Raw genomic sequence first — 17,463 nt, 5'->3', positions numbered from 1 at the left:
GCTTGGCAGCGGCGCGGCCGACAGGTCATAGTGTGCGGCAAGCCCGGTCCGGGTCGCTCCGGACCGCCATCGCAATGCTCACCCCCGCGTGCCGGAAGGGCCGCCTCAGGCCCGAGCAACACCCTGAGTTCTGGAGGATTTTCCTATGTCCGACGCCGTCAAGGTCGGCTTCGTCCCGTTCTCCGCGTCCGCCCGCGGCATTCTGGTCGCGTTTTGCGACGAGCAATTGAAGCTGGGAGCCGCCACCCGGAAGGCGCTCGGAGCTGCCGCCGAGACGGTCAAGCGGGCCGCGGCCGCCAACCAGTTCAAGGGCAAGAGCGGGGCGGCCCTGGACATCCTGGCGCCGGAGGGAATCAAGGTCGACCGGCTGATCGTAATCGGCACCGGCAAGGTGGCCGACCTCAAGGAGAAGGACCTTCTCAAATTCGGCGGCGTGGTGGCCGGCAAGCTCAACGCCGGCAGCAGTGCGATGACCGTCCTCGCGGAACTGCCCGATGCCACAATGACGGCCGGCCAGGCGGCGACGGTCGCGACCGGCATCCGCCTGCGCGCCTACAAGTTCGACCGCTACAAGACCAAGAAGAAGGACAGCGAGGACGGCGCCGTGCGGGCCGACGTCTCGATCGCGGTCGACGACGTCGCTTCCGCCAGGAAGGCGTTTGCGCCCGATTCGTCCATCGTCGACGGCGTGAACCTGGCGCGTGAGCTCGTCAACGAGCCGCCGAACGTGCTGTACCCCGAGGAGTTCGCGCGCCGCGCCAGTCAGCTGCGGAAGCTCGGCGTCACTGTCGAGGTCCTCGATGTCAAGGCGATGACCAAGCTCGGCATGGGCGCGCTGCTCGGCGTCGGGCAGGGCTCGGTACGGCCCAGCCGCACCGTGATCATGCGCTGGAACGGCGGCAAGAAGAGCGAGGCGCCGGTCGCATTCGTCGGCAAGGGCGTTTGCTTCGACACCGGCGGTATCTCCATCAAGTCGGCCGGCGGCATGGAGGATATGAAGGGTGACATGGGCGGCGCGGCCTGCGTGGTCGGGCTGATGCACGCGCTCGCGGCGCGCAAGGCCCGCGTCAACGCGGTCGGCGCCATCGGCCTCGTCGAGAACATGCCCGACGGCAACGCGCAGCGTCCGGGCGACATCGTCACCTCGATGTCCGGCCAGACCATCGAGATCATCAACACCGACGCCGAGGGGCGCCTCGTGCTCGCCGACGTGCTCTGGTACGTCGCCAAGAAGTGCAAGCCGAAATTCATGGTCGATCTCGCAACGCTGACCGGCGCGATCATGGTCGCGCTCGGCACCGATTACGCCGGCCTGTTCTCCAACAATGACGAACTCGCCGAGCGCCTCGCCAAGGTCGGCTTGGAGACCGGCGAGAAAGTCTGGCGCATGCCGCTCGGTCCCGAATACGACAAGCAGATCGACTCGCAATTCGCCGACATGAAGAACACCGGCGGGCGCAATGGCGGCTCGATCACGGCAGCGCAATTCCTGCAGCGCTTCGTCGACGGCACGCCCTGGGCCCATCTCGACATCGCCGGCACCGCAATGGGCGCGCCGAAGACCGAGATCAATCAGAGCTGGGGCTCGGGTTACGGCGTCCGGCTGCTCGAGCGGCTCGTCTCCGAATATTATGAAGCCAAGAAGTAAGAGAGTGTCAGCCGGCGCATGACCGAGGTTCTGTTCTACCATCTGCAGAACATGACGCTGGAGAGCGTGCTGCCGCCGCTGCTCGAGAAGTCGCTCGAGCGCGGCTGGCGGGTGGTCGTGCAATCGACGTCGCAGGAGCGCGCCGAGACGCTCGACGCGCATTTGTGGACCTACAGCGATGATTCGTTCCTGCCGCATGCGAGCGCGCGTGTCGCCGACGCACAGGACCAGCCGATCATCCTGTCGAGCGAGGAGGGCAATCCGAACCGGGCCAATGTCCGGTTCCTGGTCGACAACGCGGCGCTCCCGGCCGACTGCGACAGCTACGAGCGCCTGGTCCTCGTCTTCAACGGCGACGACCCCGACGCGGTGGCTTCGGCGCGGGAGAGCTGGACTGCTTGCAAGGCACGCGGCTTCGAGGTCACCTATTGGCAGACCGACGAGCGGGGACGCTGGCAGCGGCGCCAATAGCGATATCGACTAATTAATGATAATTCGACGTTTCTTGAGGCGGGTCTTGGGGCGGGTCACGGTCATGCCGCAAAGTGATGTTCGGACAAGCCCTTAGGTAGAGGGGTTAGGAGCCTTGTCGATCGTGCGTGATGGAACATTCAGTCGGAAGTCGCTGCTGGCGTTGCTCGTGCTTGCACCTAGCCTTGCCGGCTGCTCGAGCGCGTCCGACATCTTTTCGCGTGACGCGGATTGGTTCTCGCGCCCCGGACGGGTGTTCATCCGCAACATCTCGATCGAATCGCCGCCGCTGACGCCGGACAAGCCGGTGACCAACGACGATCTCGTCAGTGCCGACGGAAGCTGTCCCGGCATGGCGCCGCCAGCGGGAGCCACTGACGCGAACGCGCAGGCGCCCGGTGCGCCGCCGCCACAGCCGACGGGCGGCAGTGTCGCACTCGGCCACACCGAATGCGACGTCGTGCGCGGCATCGGCGCCCCCGACAGCGTCAACCTGTCCAGCGGGCCGGGCGGCGAGCGCGTCGCGGTCGTGACATGGTCGCGCGGCGCGCGCGCCGGTATCTATACATTCTCGTCGGGACGCCTGACGTCGGTCGAGCGCGGTCCGGATCCAGCGCCGGAGCCGAAGGCCGCGAAGCCAAAGAAGAAAAAGTCCGCGCACAGCTAGGGCGTTTCACCGGCCGCGGTAGGTCGATGCCTCCCTCCACACGTCGTCCCTGCTCCGGAGCGCAATCGCGCCCTAGGCAGGGACGACACCGAATATGAGGCTCCGCCCGGCGGATCAAATCTAGTTCGCGGCTTCGTCGACTTCGGCGCTGGCGTCCAGCCATTCTTCCTCGGCGCGTTGCAACGCGCTCTCGGCGCCGGCGCGTGCCTTGGTCAGCTGTGCGGCCTGCTTGGGATCGCGCGTGAAAATGTCGGGCAGCGCGAGCGCGGTATCGATCTTGGCGATGATGCCGTTGATGCGCTCGATCTCGCTCTCGGCCTGCGCGACCCGCTGCCTGGGTGAAGCGCGCTTCTCGTTGCGGGCACGTTCCGGTTTTGCCGGCTCCTTGACGCGCTCGCGCGACACGGTCCGTCCGTCATTGGCCGACAGGATCATGCGGCGATATTCGTCGAGATCGCCGTCGTATGCCGTCACGGTCTGGTTCGCCACGACCCACAAACGATCGGCGCAGGCCTCGATCAGATAGCGATCGTGCGAGACCATCATGATGGCGCCGGGGAATTCGTTGATTGCCTCCGCCAGCGCCGCGCGGCTGTCGATGTCGAGATGGTTGGTCGGCTCGTCCAGGATGATCATGTTGGGGGCGTAGAACGTCGCAAGCCCAAGCAGCAGCCGCGCCTTCTCGCCGCCCGACAGGCTCTTCACCAGCGTGTCGCCGGCCTTTCCGGAGAAGCCGATCGCGCCGACGCGGCCGCGCACCTTGCTCTCCGGCGCCTCGGGCATCAGCTTGCGGATGTGATCATAGGGCGAGCCGTCGAGATTGAGCTCGTCGACCTGATGCTGGGCGAAATATCCGACCGATAATTTATCGGCCCGCGTGATCCTGCCCGCGAACGGCGCGAGCTTGCCTGCCAGCAGCTTGACCAGCGTCGACTTGCCGTTGCCGTTGGCACCTAACAGCGCGATGCGGTCGTCGGTGTCGACGCGCAGCGTCACGCGATTGAGCACCGGCTTGCCCGGCTCGTAGCCGACCGAGACGTCATCGACCGCGATGATCGGCGGCGACAGCAGCTTCTCGGGTGCCGGAAAGGCGATCTCGCGAACGTCCTGGGTCACCAGCGCGGTGATCGGTTTCATCCGCTCCAGCATCTTGACGCGCGACTGCGCCTGCCGCGCCTTCGAGGCCTTGGCCTTGAAGCGGTCGACGAAGTCCTGCAGGCGCTTGCGCTCATCGGCCTGCCGCTTGGCATGCTTGGCGTCGAGCAACTCGCGCGCGGCGCGCTGCTCCTCGAATGAGGAGTAGGTGCCCTTGTAGAGCGTCAGCTTGCCGCGATCGAGGTGCAGGATCTGATCGACCGAGGTGTCCAGCAGATCGCGGTCGTGGCTGATCACGATCACCGTGCGCGGGTAGTTGGCGAGGTGGTTCTCGAGCCACAACGTGCCCTCGAGATCGAGATAGTTGGTCGGTTCGTCCAGCAGCAGCAGATCGGGCGCGGAGAACAGCGTTGCCGCCAGCGCGACGCGCATGCGCCAGCCGCCGGAGAATTCCGCGCACGGCCGTGCCTGGTCTGATGTCGAGAAGCCGAGGCCGGAGAGGATTGCCGCGGCACGGGCAGGGGCGGAGTGGGCGTCGATGTCGACCAGCCGGGTCTGGATCTCGGCGATCCGATGCGGGTCGTGCGCGGTCTCGGCCTCGCGCAGCAACGCGTCGCGCTCGAGGTCGGCCTTCAGCACGACGTTGATCAGGCTTTCGGGCCCGTCGGGCGCTTCCTGCGCTAGGCTGCCGATCCGCCAGCGCGGCGGCAGCGCGATGCTGCCGCTCTCGGTCGGGAGGTCGCCGCGGATGGCATGAAACAGCGTCGACTTGCCGACGCCGTTACGGCCGACAAATCCGACGCGTGCGCCGGGCACGATTTGCACAGAACTGTGATCAATCAACAGCCGCCCGGCGATCCGGACTGAAATGTCAGTGATGGAGAGCATGCAGCGTTGTCACCGGACCCGCTGCCAAACGCAACCCGTCTGTCGGTAAAATCTCTCCGGACGGCTGCTGCAAGAACGCAACTGGGCTGCTGGTCAGCCCATAATATCTAATGGCGCTCGTTTTCCCGGCGTTGCATTTCCTCGAGCAGCTGCTGCAGGCGGGACGAAAGTGCGGGTTCTGGCCGCATGCTTTGCTGGAGCCGCTCACCCACGGCATCGCAGATGTAACGGCAGGTCTTGCGATCAATCTGATCGGGATCGTTCTCGGTCTGGGTCATTGTCATCGTCATGGCTCTTGGAATGTCTCTTGGCGAGTTCCACCTCGCGTGTTTCGTAAGTCCTTGCCATGACAAGTCGCGACCCCCGAATTTGGTTTCCGTTCCGCCTTACTCTTGCCTTGAGGTAGTGAGGCGGATCATGCGGCCGGGTTCCCTGGGCAGGCATGAAAAAAAGCCCCGGCGCGAGGCCGGGGCGAAGGCAAGTCAGGGGAGCAGTCGACGGAAAGGATGGATCAGTAGCAGCGATTGACCAGGCGCCAGCGGGGACCCCACGGGGTCGGCACGACGCGGCGCACGTAGCAACCGCCGCCGTAACCGTATCCATAGCCGCCGTAGTAGGCCGGACCTCCGACGATGACGCGCGGGCCGCCCCACCAGCCGTGGTGCCATCCACCGTGCCAGCCGCCATGCCAACCACCCCAGGCCGAGGCGGAGGTCGGGGCGAGCGCGGCGGCACCGAGCGAAATTGCGGCAACGGCAGCGAGCGATAATTTGCGTAACATGATCGTCTCCTCGAGGTATGAGCGCGCGTGACGCGCCCGCTGTGACATCGTTTCCCGAGACGTCCTGTGAGGCTTGCGGATGGGGGGCCAGCAAGGCGTCCGATCGGTGGAGAGCTTAGGCGGCTGGAGCTGAACGGCAGCGGCACGGCGCTGTCAGAATGGGTTCACCTAAGTGAAATCGCGGTAAGTTGGCCGAGCCTGTCTCTGTCCGGAGACCGCCCGGACGACGGTTTTCGTCGTGAAAATCCATCAAAACTAAAGGCTAACGCGTCACAGGGTCGCTTGCCGTTGCCCCATCGCGCCGATATAAGCCCCGGCAACTCCCAGCCACCGTTTACAAGGACGAAATCATGGCGATTGAACGCACCTTTTCGATCATCAAGCCCGATGCCACCGAGCGCAACCTGACCGGCGCGGTCAATGCGGTGATCGAGAAGGCGGGCCTGCGGGTCGTGGCGCAGAAGCGCATCCAGATGACCCGCGGCCAGGCCGAAACATTCTATGCCGTTCACAAGGCGCGGCCGTTCTTCGGCGAACTGGTCGACTTCATGACCTCCGGCCCCGTGGTGGTCCAGGTGCTGGAAGGCGAGGGCGCCATCCTGAAGTATCGCGACGTGATGGGTGCGACCGATCCGTCGAAGGCCGCCGAAGGCACCATCCGCAAGCTGTATGCGAAGTCGATCGGCGAGAATTCGGTGCACGGTTCGGATGCGCCGGAGACCGCGGTGATCGAGATCGCGCAGTTCTTCGCCGGCAACGAGATCGTCGGCTGACGCCGCTCAACTGAAAGTGACGCGGTCTCCTGGGGAGACCGCGTCAAAATGAACTGGGAGCGGCGGCCCACCGCCGCCAGGGGCGGCCGCAGGGCCGAATAGGACTCGCTGTGGACTGGCTGTGGCAGATCTTTGATCCGGCGTACATCGGCGCGTTCTTCACCGAGTTCAAGAACGAGATGGCGACCCCGACCTTCTGGGTCGCCGTTGGCAAGATCATCTGGATCAACGTCCTGCTGTCGGGCGACAACGCGCTCGTGATCGCGCTCGCGTGCCGCGGACTCGCGCCGCGCCAGCGCTTGTGGGGCATGATTCTCGGCGCCGCCGCGGCGGTGCTGCTGCGCGTCATCTTCACCGGCATCGTCGCCAGCCTGATGGCGCTTCCCTATCTGAAGCTGGTCGGCGGACTGGCGCTGATCGTGATTGCCGCCAAGCTCCTGGTGCCGGAGCAGGAGGACGAGGACAGCGTGCACACGGCCTCGCATCTGTGGGCCGCGGTTCAGATCGTCGTCGTCGCCGACATCGTGATGAGCCTCGACAATGTGATCGCGGTCGCCGCTGCCGCCAATGGAAGCGTGCCGCTGCTGGTGCTCGGACTTGCGATCAGCGTCCCCCTGATCGTTGCCGGTGCGGCGCTGATCATGGCGCTGCTCACCAAGCTGCCGGTCCTGGTCTGGGCCGGCGCCGCGCTGCTCGGCTGGATCGCGGGCGACGTCATAGCGACCGATCCGGCCGTGCATCCCAGGCTGGATGCGCTGTTTGCCGGACCGCTCGGTGCCAGGCTCGATTCCTGGCTGACCTCGGTCGGCATGTCGCCGCAATTCGCCCATGGCGGCAACGGCGGCGAGATCACGCTCGCCGTGCTCGGCATCGTCGTAGTGCTGCTCATCGGATCGATCTGGCGCCGTCACGCGCTCCGCAAGGACAAGCACGCCGCCAAGGCGGCGTAATGTCTAGCGCCGTACGATCGAGCCGGCGCGCCCAACCAGCCGCGCCAATTGCTTGAAGCGGCTGCCGACGCGATCGGCGACCAGATCCACCATCCGGTGCTCGAACACCAGCATCAGCTTGCGGCCCTGGGTGCGGAAATGCGTCGCCGGCAGCACGCCGGTGCGCGCCGCCGTGATCAGATGGGCGACACGGAACGCGGCACCGAGCACGCGCGCGCGCTCGTCCATCGCCGGCGTCACCAGCGCGCGGATCTGCGGCGGCGGTTCGTTCTCCTCGCTGAGGCCGGCGTAGCGATAGAACACCGACAGCGCGACGAAGGCACGGCCCTGATGCGTGATCGAGCCGAAATTGCCGTTCATGATAAGGCTGAGGGTTTCCTCGCCGCGATGATCGGGATGCACGCGCCAGCCGATGTCTGAGAGCAGGCAGGCGACGTGCCGCAGCCTGCGGTCTTCCTCGGTCTCGCGCAGCCGGACGACGCGCACCAGCCGGTCGGTCCAGGAGGTCAGCTCCTGGGCGTGGCGGGCGGAGCGCGACAGCAATTCGTTGAGGTTCTGCGCGGCACACACCAGCCCGTCCTTGGCGCGCTCGGCCTGCGGCAGCATCTCGTAGAGCAGGCCCTCGCGCACGCCGAAGGTCGAGAACACGATGGTCTTCGGCTGGGCCACGCGGATGATGTATTCGAGCACGAGCGCGGCGTAGGCCAATAGCGGCCGCCGCGCATCGGCGACCGACTCGATATTGGCCAGCATGTTGGTGGCCGCGAGCCGCCGCAGCCGCTGCGCGAAGTCGAGCGCGTCCGCCGCCGGAATCGAATAGCCGTGCATCACCTTGAGCGGGTAGCCGCTCTGGATGATGTGGATGCGCGCTAGCGCGCGCCAGGTGCCGCCGACCGCGTAGAAGGTGCGGCCGCGGCCGGTCTTGAGCTGGGCGACGCCGAGCAGCTCGTTCTTGACGATGCGTTCGGCGCGCTTGAGCGATTTGTTCGAGAGGTCCTGCAGCGCAAGGCTGCCGAGCGGCAGCGTCACGCCGCTGCGCACCCGGTTGCCCTTGACGTCGATCAGTTCGAGCGAGCCGCCGCCGAGATCGCCGACGATGCCGTTCGGATTGTGCACACCCGAGACGACGCCGAGCGCAGACAGCTTGGCTTCACGCGGCCCGGTGAGGATTTCGATCTTGGCGCCGCAGATGCGCTCGGCCTTGGCGATGAAGTCCGGGCCGTTCTTGGCGTCGCGGCAGGCCGCGGTCGCGATCGCGTAGACGCGGCCGACCTGCTGAATCTTGCACAGCGCGCGAAAGCGGCGCAACGCGGTGAGCGCCTTGTTCACGGCATCGGTCGCGAGCAGGCCAGTGCTCTGCACCTCGCGTCCGAGCCCGCACAGCGCCTTCTCGTTGAAGATGGTGATGAGGCTGCGCGCCATCGCCTCGTAAACCACGAGACGAACCGAGTTCGAGCCGATATCGATCACAGCGACGCTGGAAGCGCGCTTCCGCGGCCGCTTCACCGTAAAGCCCCCTTAAGACGATGACTGCTGACGCTCGTTGCGACGCGTGAGACGGCGCGGTGAAGATTCCTTGAGAGACTTACCACGGCCGGACAGACTCGGATTTGTCATGAAATAGTCATGCAGATTGAAGGGCTCTTCGCCTTTCGCGGCCTTCATACGCGTTGACGACCCATCCGGCAACAATTGCCAGCTCTGCTCGGTGTCCTTCAGGTTCGCGACCATGATCTGTTCGAGAACCTGCTGATGCACCGTCGGATTTTGCAGCGGACAGAGAACCTCGACGCGGCGGTCGAGGTTCCGCGGCATCATGTCGGCGGACGAGATATACACAGCAGCTTTTGTGCTCGGCAGGCCCTGGCCCATACCGAAGCAATAGATTCGGCCGTGTTCCAGGAATCGGCCGATCACCGATTTGACGCGAATGTTCTCCGACAATCCCGGCAGCCCGGGCCGCAGGCAGCAGATGCCGCGCACCACGAGCTCGACCGCGACGCCGGCCTGCGAGGCCTCGTACAGCGCGTCGATGATGTCAGGGTCGACCAGCGCGTTCATCTTCATCCAGACCGCGCCGGGCCGGCCATGCTTGACGTGGGCGATCTCGCCGTGGATGTGCTCGATGATCCGCTTGCGCAGCGTCAGCGGCGACACCGCCATCTTCTCGATGTCGCTCGGCTCGGCATAGCCGGTGATGTAATTGAACACCCGCGCGACGTCGCGGGCGATGATCGGATCCGAGGTGAAGTAGGAGAGGTCGGTGTAGATGCGTGCGGTGACCGGATGGTAGTTGCCGGTTCCGGTGTGCACATAGGTCGTGAGATTGCCGCCCTCGCGGCGCACCACCATCGACAGCTTGGCGTGCGTCTTCAGCTCGATGAAGCCGTAGACGACCTGCACGCCGGCGCGCTCGAGGTCGCGCGCCCAGCGGATATTGGCTTCCTCGTCGAAGCGCGCCTTCAACTCGATCAGCGCGGTCACCGACTTGCCGGCTTCGGCAGCTTCCGCCAGCGCGCGCACGATCGGCGAGTTGTTCGAGGTGCGATACAGCGTCTGCTTGATCGCGACCACGTCGGGATCGCGCGCCGCCTGTTGCAGGAACTGGACGACGACGTCGAAGGATTCGTAGGGGTGGTGGACCACGAGGTCCTTCTGCCTGATCGCGGCAAAGATATCGCCGCCATGGTCGCGCACGCGCTCGGGGTGGCGCGGCACGTAGGGCGGGAATTCGAGGTCGGGGCGATTGAGGCGGGTGAGCTGCGACAGCTCGTTCATCGCGAGCACGCCGTCGACCAGGATCACTTCATCGTCCGCGGCCGATAATGCGTGCTGCACGAAGGTGCGCAGCTCTTCGGGCATCGTGGCCTCGATCTCGAGCCGGATCACCGATCCGCGCCGGCGGCGCTTGAGCGCGGTCTCGAACAGGCGAACCAAGTCTTCGGCCTCTTCCTCGATTTCGAGTTCGGAGTCCCTGATGATGCGGAACGCGCCCTGGCCCTTGACGGTGTAGCCGGGGAACAGGCGGCCGATGAACAGGCCGGTGGCCTGCTCGAGCGTGATCAGCCGGGCCGGAGCGCCTTCCTTGGCCGAGGGAATGCGGATGAAGCGGTCGATCTTGCCAGGCATGCGGATCAGCGCGTTCATCGCCTTGCCGTCGGCGATCCGCGACAATTGCAGCGCGACCGTGAAGCCGAGGTTCGGGATGAACGGGAACGGATGCGCCGGGTCGATCGCCAGCGGGGTCAGCAGCGGGAAGATGTTGTGGAGGAAGTGATCCTCGATCCAGGTGCGTTCGGATTTGGTGACGTCGCGCCCGTCGACCAGCTGAATGCCGACCTTGGACAGGATGTCGCGCAGGTCACTCCAGATCGCCTGCTGATCGGAGGCGAGCTGCGACACCGTCTTGTTGATCATCACGAGCTGCTCGGCCGGCAGCAGGCCGTCCGGGCTACGCTCGGTGATGCCCTCGCGGACCTGCGCCTTGATACCGGCGACGCGGACCATGAAGAACTCGTCGAGGTTATTCGCCGAAATCGACAGGAAGCGGACCCGCTCCAGCACGGGATGGCCGAGATTGACCGATTCCTCGAGCACCCGGCGGTTGAAGTGCAGCCAGGACAGCTCCCGGTTGATGAAGCGCTCGGGGCTGCTCGCGATCGCGGGGACGGGCGGGAGTTCCGCCTCTTTCTCTTTGATTTCAGGTGCTTGTGCCGAGTCCATCAAGTGCTGGTCCAATTCCGGGCAGGGGGCTGAGGCGGTCTAGCCGAGGGCCGCGCAGACCATGTGATATTGCGATGACGTTTCGATGACATTGATGTTCCGCTGGCCTGCGCCGTCAAGCCGCGGTACGCCTCACGCATCGCGCAACAGCTCGGCCGCCAGCGCCCGGGTCACCGGCCGGCCGAGCCGGAGCGCCTCGGTGTCGAGCAGCTCGACCGCCTGGCGGACGGCGGTATAGGACCGCTCGATCCGGTTGGTCAGGTAGCTGACGAGCGGCTCGTCCACGCTCAACTGGCGGTCGGCGCAGAACTTCACGATCAGGCCGCGGAACAGCTGGTCGTCGGGCGGCAGCAGCGTCACCGTCGGCACCGCGCGAAGCCGGGACCGCAGATCGCGCAGCTCGATCTCGAACGCCGACGGCGGCACCCGCGCCGTGATCAGCACGAAGGCATCGTCCTGCCGTGCGAGATTCATCAGATGGAACATCGCGCGCTCGTCGAAGTCCGATGGCCTGAGGTCCTCGACCACCAGCGCGCCGGTCGCAAGCGCGGCCGGCACCGTATCGGCGGTCAGGGCGTGCGCCGCGGTCGAGCGCGCGCCGGCGCTCTCGGCCCAGATAGCAGCAAGGTGACTTTTGCCGGAGCCCTCGGGCCCCACCAGCAGCATGATTCGGTTCGGCCAGTCGGGCCAGCCGTCGATCAGCGCGAGCGCTGCCTCATTGGCAGGCCCTTCGAGGAAATCGTCGCGGGTCAGTTTCTCCTCGTGCGGCAGGGCCAAGGCCAATTGACGAGGTTGAACGCTACCGGCCACGCAAATCTCCAAACCACTTTATTTTAGCATGATCCCTGCGCAAACGCTTCGCGCTTGTCGCGGGAAAACCGGTTTTCATTTTTCCGGATCGTGCTCTACCGAGCCTCGATCGTGCTCATGTGCCTCACCCACTCGACGAGATAGAGGGACACCGATCCCAAAGTAAAGATCGTGACCAGGCCCATCAGGATCAGGTCGTAGGGATGCGGCTGAAAGCCGAAGCCGAGCGAGGCCAGCACCAGGGCCGCGAACGCGACCTGTGCCACCGTGTTCAGCTTCGACACCATCAGCGGCTTCATCTCAACCGGCTTGTCGAACAACCATGACACAATCACGGCGGAGACGATCATGATGTCGCGCGACACCACGAGAATCACGATCCAGCGCGGCACCGCGCCCCAGATTCCGAGCGCGACATAGATCGACACCAAGAGCGCCTTGTCGGCGAGCGGGTCGAGCAGGGCGCCGAGCTCGCTTGCCATGTTGAAGCGCTTGGCAAGGAAACCGTCGACCGCGTCCGAGACGCCGGCGATCACGAAGATCGCGAACGCGATCTCCATCTGGCTCGACACGATGGCCCAGACGATCACCGGCACCAGGATGATGCGGGCGAGGGTGATGATATTCGGAATGCTCAACTTGAATCGCTTCCCGGCTAGAAGCCTGATTTTACTCGATATCCGGCTCTTTTGCGCGGCGGCCGGGTGTTATCTACATAGTATCGCGGCAGCAATGCCGCGAGCCATTGCGCGGGGGCAGAATTCCTCGTAACCAGCCCTTTATCATCTGGAATTGGGCATGACCGAGCGCAAAAACGGGCTCACTTACGCGGATTCGGGCGTCGATATCGACGCCGGCAATCGTCTGGTCGATCTGATCAAGCCGATGGTGCGGGCCACCGCACGGCCCGGCGCGGACGCCGAGATCGGCGGATTCGGCGGGCTGTTCGACCTCAAGGCCGCGGGCTTCAAGGATCCGGTCCTGGTGGCCGCGACCGATGGCGTCGGCACCAAGCTGAAGATCGCGATCGAGACCGGTATCCATGGCGGCATCGGCATCGACCTCGTCGCGATGTCGGTCAACGACCTTGTCGTGCAGGGCGCGGAACCGCTGTTCTTCCTCGACTATTTCGCCTGCGGCAAGCTGCATCCGGAGGCCACCGCGCAGATCGTCGCCGGGATCGCCGAGGGCTGCCGCGAATCCGGCTGCGCTCTGATCGGCGGCGAGACCGCCGAGATGCCTGGCCTCTACAAGGATGGCGATTACGACCTCGGCGGCTTTGCGGTCGGCGCGGCCGAGCGCGGCACCCTGCTGCCGACGGGGGATATCGCGGCGGGCGACGCCGTGATCGGTCTTGCGTCCTCCGGCGTGCACTCCAACGGCTATTCGCTGGTGCGCAAGATCGTCGAGCAATCCGGCGTGGCCTATGACGCGCCGGCGCCGTTCGCACCGGTCATGACGCTCGGGGCGGCGCTGCTGACGCCGACCAGGCTCTATGTGAAATCCTGCCTGCGCGCGATCCGCGAGACCGGCGCGGTGAAGGGCCTCGCCCACATCACCGGCGGCGGCTTTACCGATAATATCCCGCGTGTGCTGCCGAAGCATCTCGGCGTCGGCATCGATCTGGCGCGGCTGCCGGTGCTGCCAGTGTTCAAGTGGCTGGCCGAGCAGGGCGGCATCGCCGAGCCCGAGCTGCTGCGCACCTTCAACTGCGGCATCGGCATGATCGCGATCGTCAAGGCTGATGCGGTCGATGCGGTGACCGAGGCCTTCACCGCTGGCGGCGAGACCGTGACGCTGCTGGGTGAAGTCACCGAGGCCAAGGACGAGCATCGCGTGGTCTATCACGGTCATCTCGATCTCTCGCGATGAAGCGCCGCGTTGCCATTCTGATCTCCGGCCGCGGCTCCAACATGGCCGCGCTGATCGAGGCTGCGAAGGCTGCGGATTTTCCGGCCGAGATCGTGGCTGTGATCTCCAACCGCGCCAACGCTCCGGGGCTCGAGAAGGCGGCCGCGAGCGGCATTCCGACCATCGTCATCGAGAGCAAGCCGTTCGGCAAGGACCGCGCGGGTTTCGAGGCGGTGCTGCAGCGGGCGCTCGATGACAAGCAGGTCGAGCTGATCTGCCTCGGCGGCTTCATGCGGCTGTTCACCGCCGAATTCGTGCGGCACTGGTACGGCCGGATGCTCAACATCCATCCGTCGCTGCTGCCCTGCTTTCCCGGCCTCGATCCGCATGGCCAGGCCTTGCGTGCAGGGGTCAAGCTGTCCGGCGCGACGGTGCATTTCGTGATCCCGGAGACCGACGCCGGACCGATCGTGATGCAGGGTGCCGTCACCGTGGCTGACGACGATACGCCGGAGACGCTCGCCGCACGCGTGATCACCATCGAGCACCGCATCTATCCGGAGGCGCTGCGGCTGCTGGCGAGCGGGCGGCTCAAGCTCGACGGCGACGTCTGCAGGACGCAAGGCAGCGCGGCAACCGACAGCGCGCTGATCGCGCCGGCGCCCTAGCGCGCGGTTGCACGAGAGATCCCCGAGAACAATCCCCCGGGTGATGCGGCCGGGGGAGGCGTCAGGATGAATTCCGCCAGCAGCGGCGTTCAGTGAACCTTGAGGTTCTCTGCCGACGCCTTGCCGCGGTTCTCCACCAGCTCGTACTCGACGGTCTGGTTCTCATTCAATGTGCTGAGACCTGCGCGTTCGACCGCCGAGATGTGGACGAACACATCCTTGTCGCCGACGGCCGGCTTGATGAACCCATAACCTTTGGTCGGGTTGAACCATTTGACGGTACCCTTCGGCATCGTCTCTCTCCCAGTCTAGACATAAAAAAGACGCGGCCACGTTTTCCACGTGCCACGCCACAAGCGGGCTTTCCGCTGTCTGTTCAATTCCCGGGTCTCTATATCCAAGGTCTTCAAGTCCGAAGTTTCGCCTCTCGAAGCCTTGGCTATCAACGTCGTGAAACGCACAGTCGAACGGCCGCAATCCGATTGTGAAGGGATTGCAACACGAAATCTGCGCCTTAGCAAGCGCGCTGGTTTCGCGTGACGCAACCTCAGCCTGTGCCGGCCGAACTCTGGCGCGGCGCGTTCGGCCACTGGCCGACGGCCGGATCTGCCGGAACCTGGTTTGCTAGCCCCGGTCCACCCGCACCACGCGGCCCTTGTCGATCGCAAGCGCGAGCTGGCCGTGCTTGAGCTTGAGCGCCGCCTCGCCGAACAATTCGCGCCGCCAGCCGTGCAGGGCGCCGACCTCGGCCTGATCGCTGGCCGCGATCTGCTCGAGGTCGTCGACGGTGGCGATCACCTTGCTGGCGACGCCGTGGCGCTCCGAGGTCATGCGGAGCAGCACCTTCAACAGCTCGACGGTCGCCGCGCCGTTGGAATTGTTTCTCGGCTTTTCCAGCTTGGGGAGCGTCGCCTGATCGCGGGCCAGCCCGCGCTGCACCGCGGCGATGATGTCGGCGCCCCATTTCGAGCGCTCGAAACCCTTCGGCAGCGAACGCAGATTGCCGAGCTTGTCGAGCGAGGTCGGCGCATGGGTGGCGATGTCGCCGACCGCATCGTCCTTGAGCACGCGCGAGCGCGGCACGTCGCGGCTCTGCGCCTCCTGCTCGCGCCAGGCGGCAACCTCGATCAGCACCGCGAGCTCGCGCGGCTTGCGGACGCGGGTCTTGAGCCGCTCCCAGGCGCGCTCGGGATGGAAGTCGTAGGTCTTCGGCGAGGTCAGGATCTCCATCTCTTCGCTGACCCAGTCGCTGCGGTCGCGCTTCTTCAGATCGGCATCGAGCGCCGCGAACACTTCGCGCAGATGGGTGACGTCGGAGACGGCGTAGTGCAATTGCTCCTCGGTCAGCGGGCGGCGCGACCAGTCGGTGAAGCGGTGGGTCTTGTCGGGGCGGTGGCCGGTGACGCGATCGACCAGCTGGTCATAGGCGATGCTGTCGCCATAGCCGAGCACCATGGCGGCGACCTGGGTGTCGAAGATCGGATGCGGGATCGTGCCGGAGAGGTGCCAGACGATTTCGATGTCCTGCCGCGCGGCATGAAACACCTTCAGCACGGCCTCGTTCGACATCAGATCGAAGAACGGCTTGAGGTCGATGCCGGGCGCCAGCGCGTCGACCACGACGGCTTCATCCGCGCTGGCCATCTGCACGACGCAGAGCAGCGGATAGTAGGTCGTCTCCCGCAGGAACTCGGTGTCGACGGTGATGACCTTGTGTTTGGCGAGCCGGTCGCAGGCGGCGGCGAGGTCGGAGGTCGTGCTAATTAGATCCATGAACAGTCCATGACGGCTTAACCCCACGCGTTCTGCCGAAAGGGCAGCTATGTCAAGGGTCTTGCAGGGATTTTGGCCCTGCACGAGGTGAGGGACAGTGCATTTTTGGATTGATCGGGCGCGATTCGGGGGCGTTTTCGACCCGGTCGTGCCGCGAATCCGTCCGTCGTCCTGGCGAACCCCACCCCCGGTGTCATCGCCCGGCTTGATCGGGTATGACGAACATGGGCTGAGCACCATAGGCGATAGCCCGCTGTCGCCGGGGCGCATTACCAAAATATCGAAAACAACCCCATGCAAAGTAGCCGACAGCCAGCGGCGTTCGACACGGCAACTTGACACGTCGGGCAAATCAGCGATATTTTTCCATTATTCCGAAATTGTGCGCCGCCAGGCCTAGGCTGAACAGCTTCATAATGAAGCGGGGCTTGCGCAGCGAGGCAATTCAGTGATTGGCGATTTTGGGCAGTCGGAGCGCTGAGCTTTCTTAGAGCCGGCTTGCCTGGCCGATCATGGGTGCCGTACTCTACCAAAGCAACCTGAAGTCGATGACCAATAAGGAGCCGCTGCCGTGATCGCGACGCCGCCCGGGGCTGTCACCAGCGAGCTGTTTCAAATCGCCTCTGATGTCCCGGAGCATCGCCGCGACGCCGTGCTCGACGACATCAGCAGCATCATCGACACGAACTGGCTGACAGAAGGAAGATTCTGGTCGCGCCAGCACTCACCGTTCAAGGTCGACCACGGCATTGTCCTGCTCCGCCACGGCGGTGCATGCGTGGCTTACATGATCGTCCAGCGCCTGGCTGTTGCCGGCACCTCGGTGATCTATCTTTCCGGCACCGCAGTCAGGGACTCCTATCGCGGCTGCGGCTTTTTCAAGCAGATGTTCGATGCGGCGATGACGGCGGAGTTCGGTGATCCGGCGGCGCCGGCAGAATTCTGCCTGTGTTGGCGGACGCGAAATCCCGTCATCTACGTATTGGGTCGCGCGCAATGCCGAAGCGTTGTGCCGGCTATTGCGGCCGAGACACACGCGGGCGATCTCGAAGAGCTTTGTCTCAGCCTTGCTGCAATCCTGTATCCTCGTCAGGCCATCGAGAAGGCGACGATGGCGATGCGGGGCGCCTATGGCCAGCTGCGCTATCGCGATGAGCCGAGGACCCAAACCTCGCCGGACGTCGACCGCTGGTTCGCGCAGACCATTCCCGACAGCGCCGATGCCGTGTTCTGCGCCGGATGGGCGAGCAATCGCTGGTCGCGCCGCTGAGCGGCGACGGCCGTGATCGCGGTGAACATCGGTGCTGAGACCGGATGACGTGCGGCCGGAATATTTCCTGGTTGAGCCGGTCGCACCCGGCCAAA

At 65.1% G+C, this 17,463-nt stretch carries 17 protein-coding genes; 8 read left to right on the top strand and 9 right to left on the bottom strand.

The annotated features are described in order from the left end of the window. The first annotated feature begins 145 nt into the window (after window positions 1–145). The 3 genes from Q0030_RS05650 to Q0030_RS05640 all read left to right on the top strand — a co-directional run bounded on the left by Q0030_RS05650 (window position 146) and on the right by Q0030_RS05640 (window position 2,786). Complete coding sequence (locus Q0030_RS05650; protein ID WP_298363823.1) at window positions 146–1,648, top strand: leucyl aminopeptidase; 1,503 nt, start codon at window positions 146–148, stop codon at window positions 1,646–1,648. A gap of 18 nt (window positions 1,649–1,666) precedes the next feature. Next, a complete protein-coding gene (locus Q0030_RS05645) occupies window positions 1,667–2,119 on the top strand; it encodes a DNA polymerase III subunit chi (RefSeq protein WP_298363821.1) in 453 nt (150 codons plus the stop codon). Between the two features lie 115 nt (window positions 2,120–2,234). Further along, window positions 2,235–2,786, top strand: a complete 552-nt coding sequence (locus Q0030_RS05640) for a hypothetical protein (protein WP_298363819.1) — start codon at window positions 2,235–2,237, stop codon at window positions 2,784–2,786. Between the two features lie 120 nt (window positions 2,787–2,906). Here Q0030_RS05640 and Q0030_RS05635 read toward each other — a convergent pair whose 3' ends face one another. The 3 genes from Q0030_RS05635 to Q0030_RS05625 all read right to left on the bottom strand — a co-directional run bounded on the left by Q0030_RS05635 (window position 2,907) and on the right by Q0030_RS05625 (window position 5,550). Next, the gene (locus Q0030_RS05635) at window positions 2,907–4,769 is read right to left on the bottom strand and encodes an ABC-F family ATP-binding cassette domain-containing protein (protein WP_298363817.1); all 1,863 of its coding nucleotides are present in this window, start codon (window positions 4,767–4,769) and stop codon (window positions 2,907–2,909) included. Window positions 4,770–4,876: 107 nt separating this feature from the next. Further along, window positions 4,877–5,047 (bottom strand): hypothetical protein, encoded by a 171-nt coding sequence (locus Q0030_RS05630; RefSeq protein WP_298363816.1) that lies wholly within the window; start codon window positions 5,045–5,047, stop codon window positions 4,877–4,879. Window positions 5,048–5,280: 233 nt separating this feature from the next. After that, window positions 5,281–5,550 (bottom strand): sulfur globule protein precursor, encoded by a 270-nt coding sequence (locus tag Q0030_RS05625; RefSeq protein WP_173643210.1) that lies wholly within the window; start codon window positions 5,548–5,550, stop codon window positions 5,281–5,283. 350 nt (window positions 5,551–5,900) lie between these two features. On the opposite strand from Q0030_RS05625, the gene ndk reads away from it, so the two are divergent. Continuing rightward, window positions 5,901–6,323, top strand: a complete 423-nt coding sequence (gene ndk, locus Q0030_RS05620; RefSeq protein WP_050425938.1) for a nucleoside-diphosphate kinase — start codon at window positions 5,901–5,903, stop codon at window positions 6,321–6,323. 110 nt (window positions 6,324–6,433) lie between these two features. Then, entirely contained in the window at window positions 6,434–7,273 is an 840-nt protein-coding gene (locus Q0030_RS05615; protein WP_298363815.1) for a TerC family protein, read from the top strand. Between the two features lie 3 nt (window positions 7,274–7,276). Here Q0030_RS05615 and ppx read toward each other — a convergent pair whose 3' ends face one another. The 4 genes from ppx to Q0030_RS05595 all read right to left on the bottom strand — a co-directional run bounded on the left by ppx (window position 7,277) and on the right by Q0030_RS05595 (window position 12,444). Further along, a complete protein-coding gene (ppx, locus tag Q0030_RS05610) occupies window positions 7,277–8,779 on the bottom strand; it encodes an exopolyphosphatase (RefSeq protein ID WP_298363814.1) in 1,503 nt (500 codons plus the stop codon). A gap of 12 nt (window positions 8,780–8,791) precedes the next feature. Next, window positions 8,792–10,996: an RNA degradosome polyphosphate kinase gene (locus tag Q0030_RS05605; protein WP_298363813.1), complete on the bottom strand. Its 2,205-nt coding sequence runs from the start codon at window positions 10,994–10,996 to the stop codon at window positions 8,792–8,794. Between the two features lie 132 nt (window positions 10,997–11,128). Next, the gene (locus Q0030_RS05600) at window positions 11,129–11,806 is read right to left on the bottom strand and encodes a DnaA/Hda family protein (RefSeq protein ID WP_298363812.1); all 678 of its coding nucleotides are present in this window, start codon (window positions 11,804–11,806) and stop codon (window positions 11,129–11,131) included. A gap of 95 nt (window positions 11,807–11,901) precedes the next feature. Further along, window positions 11,902–12,444 carry a CDP-alcohol phosphatidyltransferase family protein gene (locus Q0030_RS05595; RefSeq protein ID WP_050401447.1) on the bottom strand — a complete coding sequence of 181 codons (543 nt, stop codon included), beginning with the start codon at window positions 12,442–12,444 and terminating at the stop codon, window positions 11,902–11,904. 160 nt (window positions 12,445–12,604) lie between these two features. Here Q0030_RS05595 and purM point away from each other — a divergent pair, with 160 nt between their 5' ends. Further along, window positions 12,605–13,678, top strand: a complete 1,074-nt coding sequence (gene purM, locus Q0030_RS05590) for a phosphoribosylformylglycinamidine cyclo-ligase (protein WP_298363811.1) — start codon at window positions 12,605–12,607, stop codon at window positions 13,676–13,678. Further along, the gene (purN, locus tag Q0030_RS05585) at window positions 13,675–14,325 is read left to right on the top strand and encodes a phosphoribosylglycinamide formyltransferase (RefSeq protein WP_298363810.1); all 651 of its coding nucleotides are present in this window, start codon (window positions 13,675–13,677) and stop codon (window positions 14,323–14,325) included. Before purM ends, purN begins: the two co-directional genes overlap by 4 nt. Before the next feature lie 89 nt (window positions 14,326–14,414). Here purN and Q0030_RS05580 read toward each other — a convergent pair whose 3' ends face one another. Beyond that, the gene (locus Q0030_RS05580; RefSeq protein WP_021079877.1) at window positions 14,415–14,618 is read right to left on the bottom strand and encodes a cold-shock protein; all 204 of its coding nucleotides are present in this window, start codon (window positions 14,616–14,618) and stop codon (window positions 14,415–14,417) included. Window positions 14,619–14,949: 331 nt separating this feature from the next. Further along, window positions 14,950–16,098 (bottom strand): ribonuclease D, encoded by a 1,149-nt coding sequence (rnd, locus tag Q0030_RS05575; protein ID WP_298363806.1) that lies wholly within the window; start codon window positions 16,096–16,098, stop codon window positions 14,950–14,952. 571 nt (window positions 16,099–16,669) lie between these two features. On the opposite strand from rnd, the gene Q0030_RS05570 reads away from it, so the two are divergent. Further along, entirely contained in the window at window positions 16,670–17,368 is a 699-nt protein-coding gene (locus Q0030_RS05570; protein ID WP_298363804.1) for a hypothetical protein, read from the top strand. Window positions 17,369–17,463: the final 95 nt, after the last annotated feature.

It is taken from the genome of uncultured Bradyrhizobium sp. (assembly GCF_947648125.1).
GTDB lineage: Bacteria > Pseudomonadota > Alphaproteobacteria > Rhizobiales > Xanthobacteraceae > Bradyrhizobium.
This window is presented reverse-complemented; position numbering and strand designations above follow the sequence as displayed.

What these genes read in the sequence shown, in the direction of transcription:
- Q0030_RS05650 (WP_298363823.1), top strand. Translation starts at nt 146, where the DNA reads ATGTCCGACGCCGTCAAGGTCGGCTTCGTCCCGTTCTCCGCGTCCGCC.
- Q0030_RS05645 (WP_298363821.1), top strand. Translation starts at nt 1,667, where the DNA reads ATGACCGAGGTTCTGTTCTACCATCTGCAGAACATGACGCTGGAGAGC.
- Q0030_RS05635 (WP_298363817.1), bottom strand. Translation starts at nt 4,769, where the DNA reads ATGCTCTCCATCACTGACATTTCAGTCCGGATCGCCGGGCGGCTGTTG.
- Q0030_RS05630 (WP_298363816.1), bottom strand. Translation starts at nt 5,047, where the DNA reads ATGACCCAGACCGAGAACGATCCCGATCAGATTGATCGCAAGACCTGC.
- Q0030_RS05625 (WP_173643210.1), bottom strand. Translation starts at nt 5,550, where the DNA reads ATGTTACGCAAATTATCGCTCGCTGCCGTTGCCGCAATTTCGCTCGGT.
- ndk (WP_050425938.1), top strand. Translation starts at nt 5,901, where the DNA reads ATGGCGATTGAACGCACCTTTTCGATCATCAAGCCCGATGCCACCGAG.
- Q0030_RS05605 (WP_298363813.1), bottom strand. Translation starts at nt 10,996, where the DNA reads ATGGACTCGGCACAAGCACCTGAAATCAAAGAGAAAGAGGCGGAACTC.
- purM (WP_298363811.1), top strand. Translation starts at nt 12,605, where the DNA reads ATGACCGAGCGCAAAAACGGGCTCACTTACGCGGATTCGGGCGTCGAT.
- purN (WP_298363810.1), top strand. Translation starts at nt 13,675, where the DNA reads ATGAAGCGCCGCGTTGCCATTCTGATCTCCGGCCGCGGCTCCAACATG.
- Q0030_RS05580 (WP_021079877.1), bottom strand. Translation starts at nt 14,618, where the DNA reads ATGCCGAAGGGTACCGTCAAATGGTTCAACCCGACCAAAGGTTATGGG.
- rnd (WP_298363806.1), bottom strand. Translation starts at nt 16,098, where the DNA reads ATGGATCTAATTAGCACGACCTCCGACCTCGCCGCCGCCTGCGACCGG.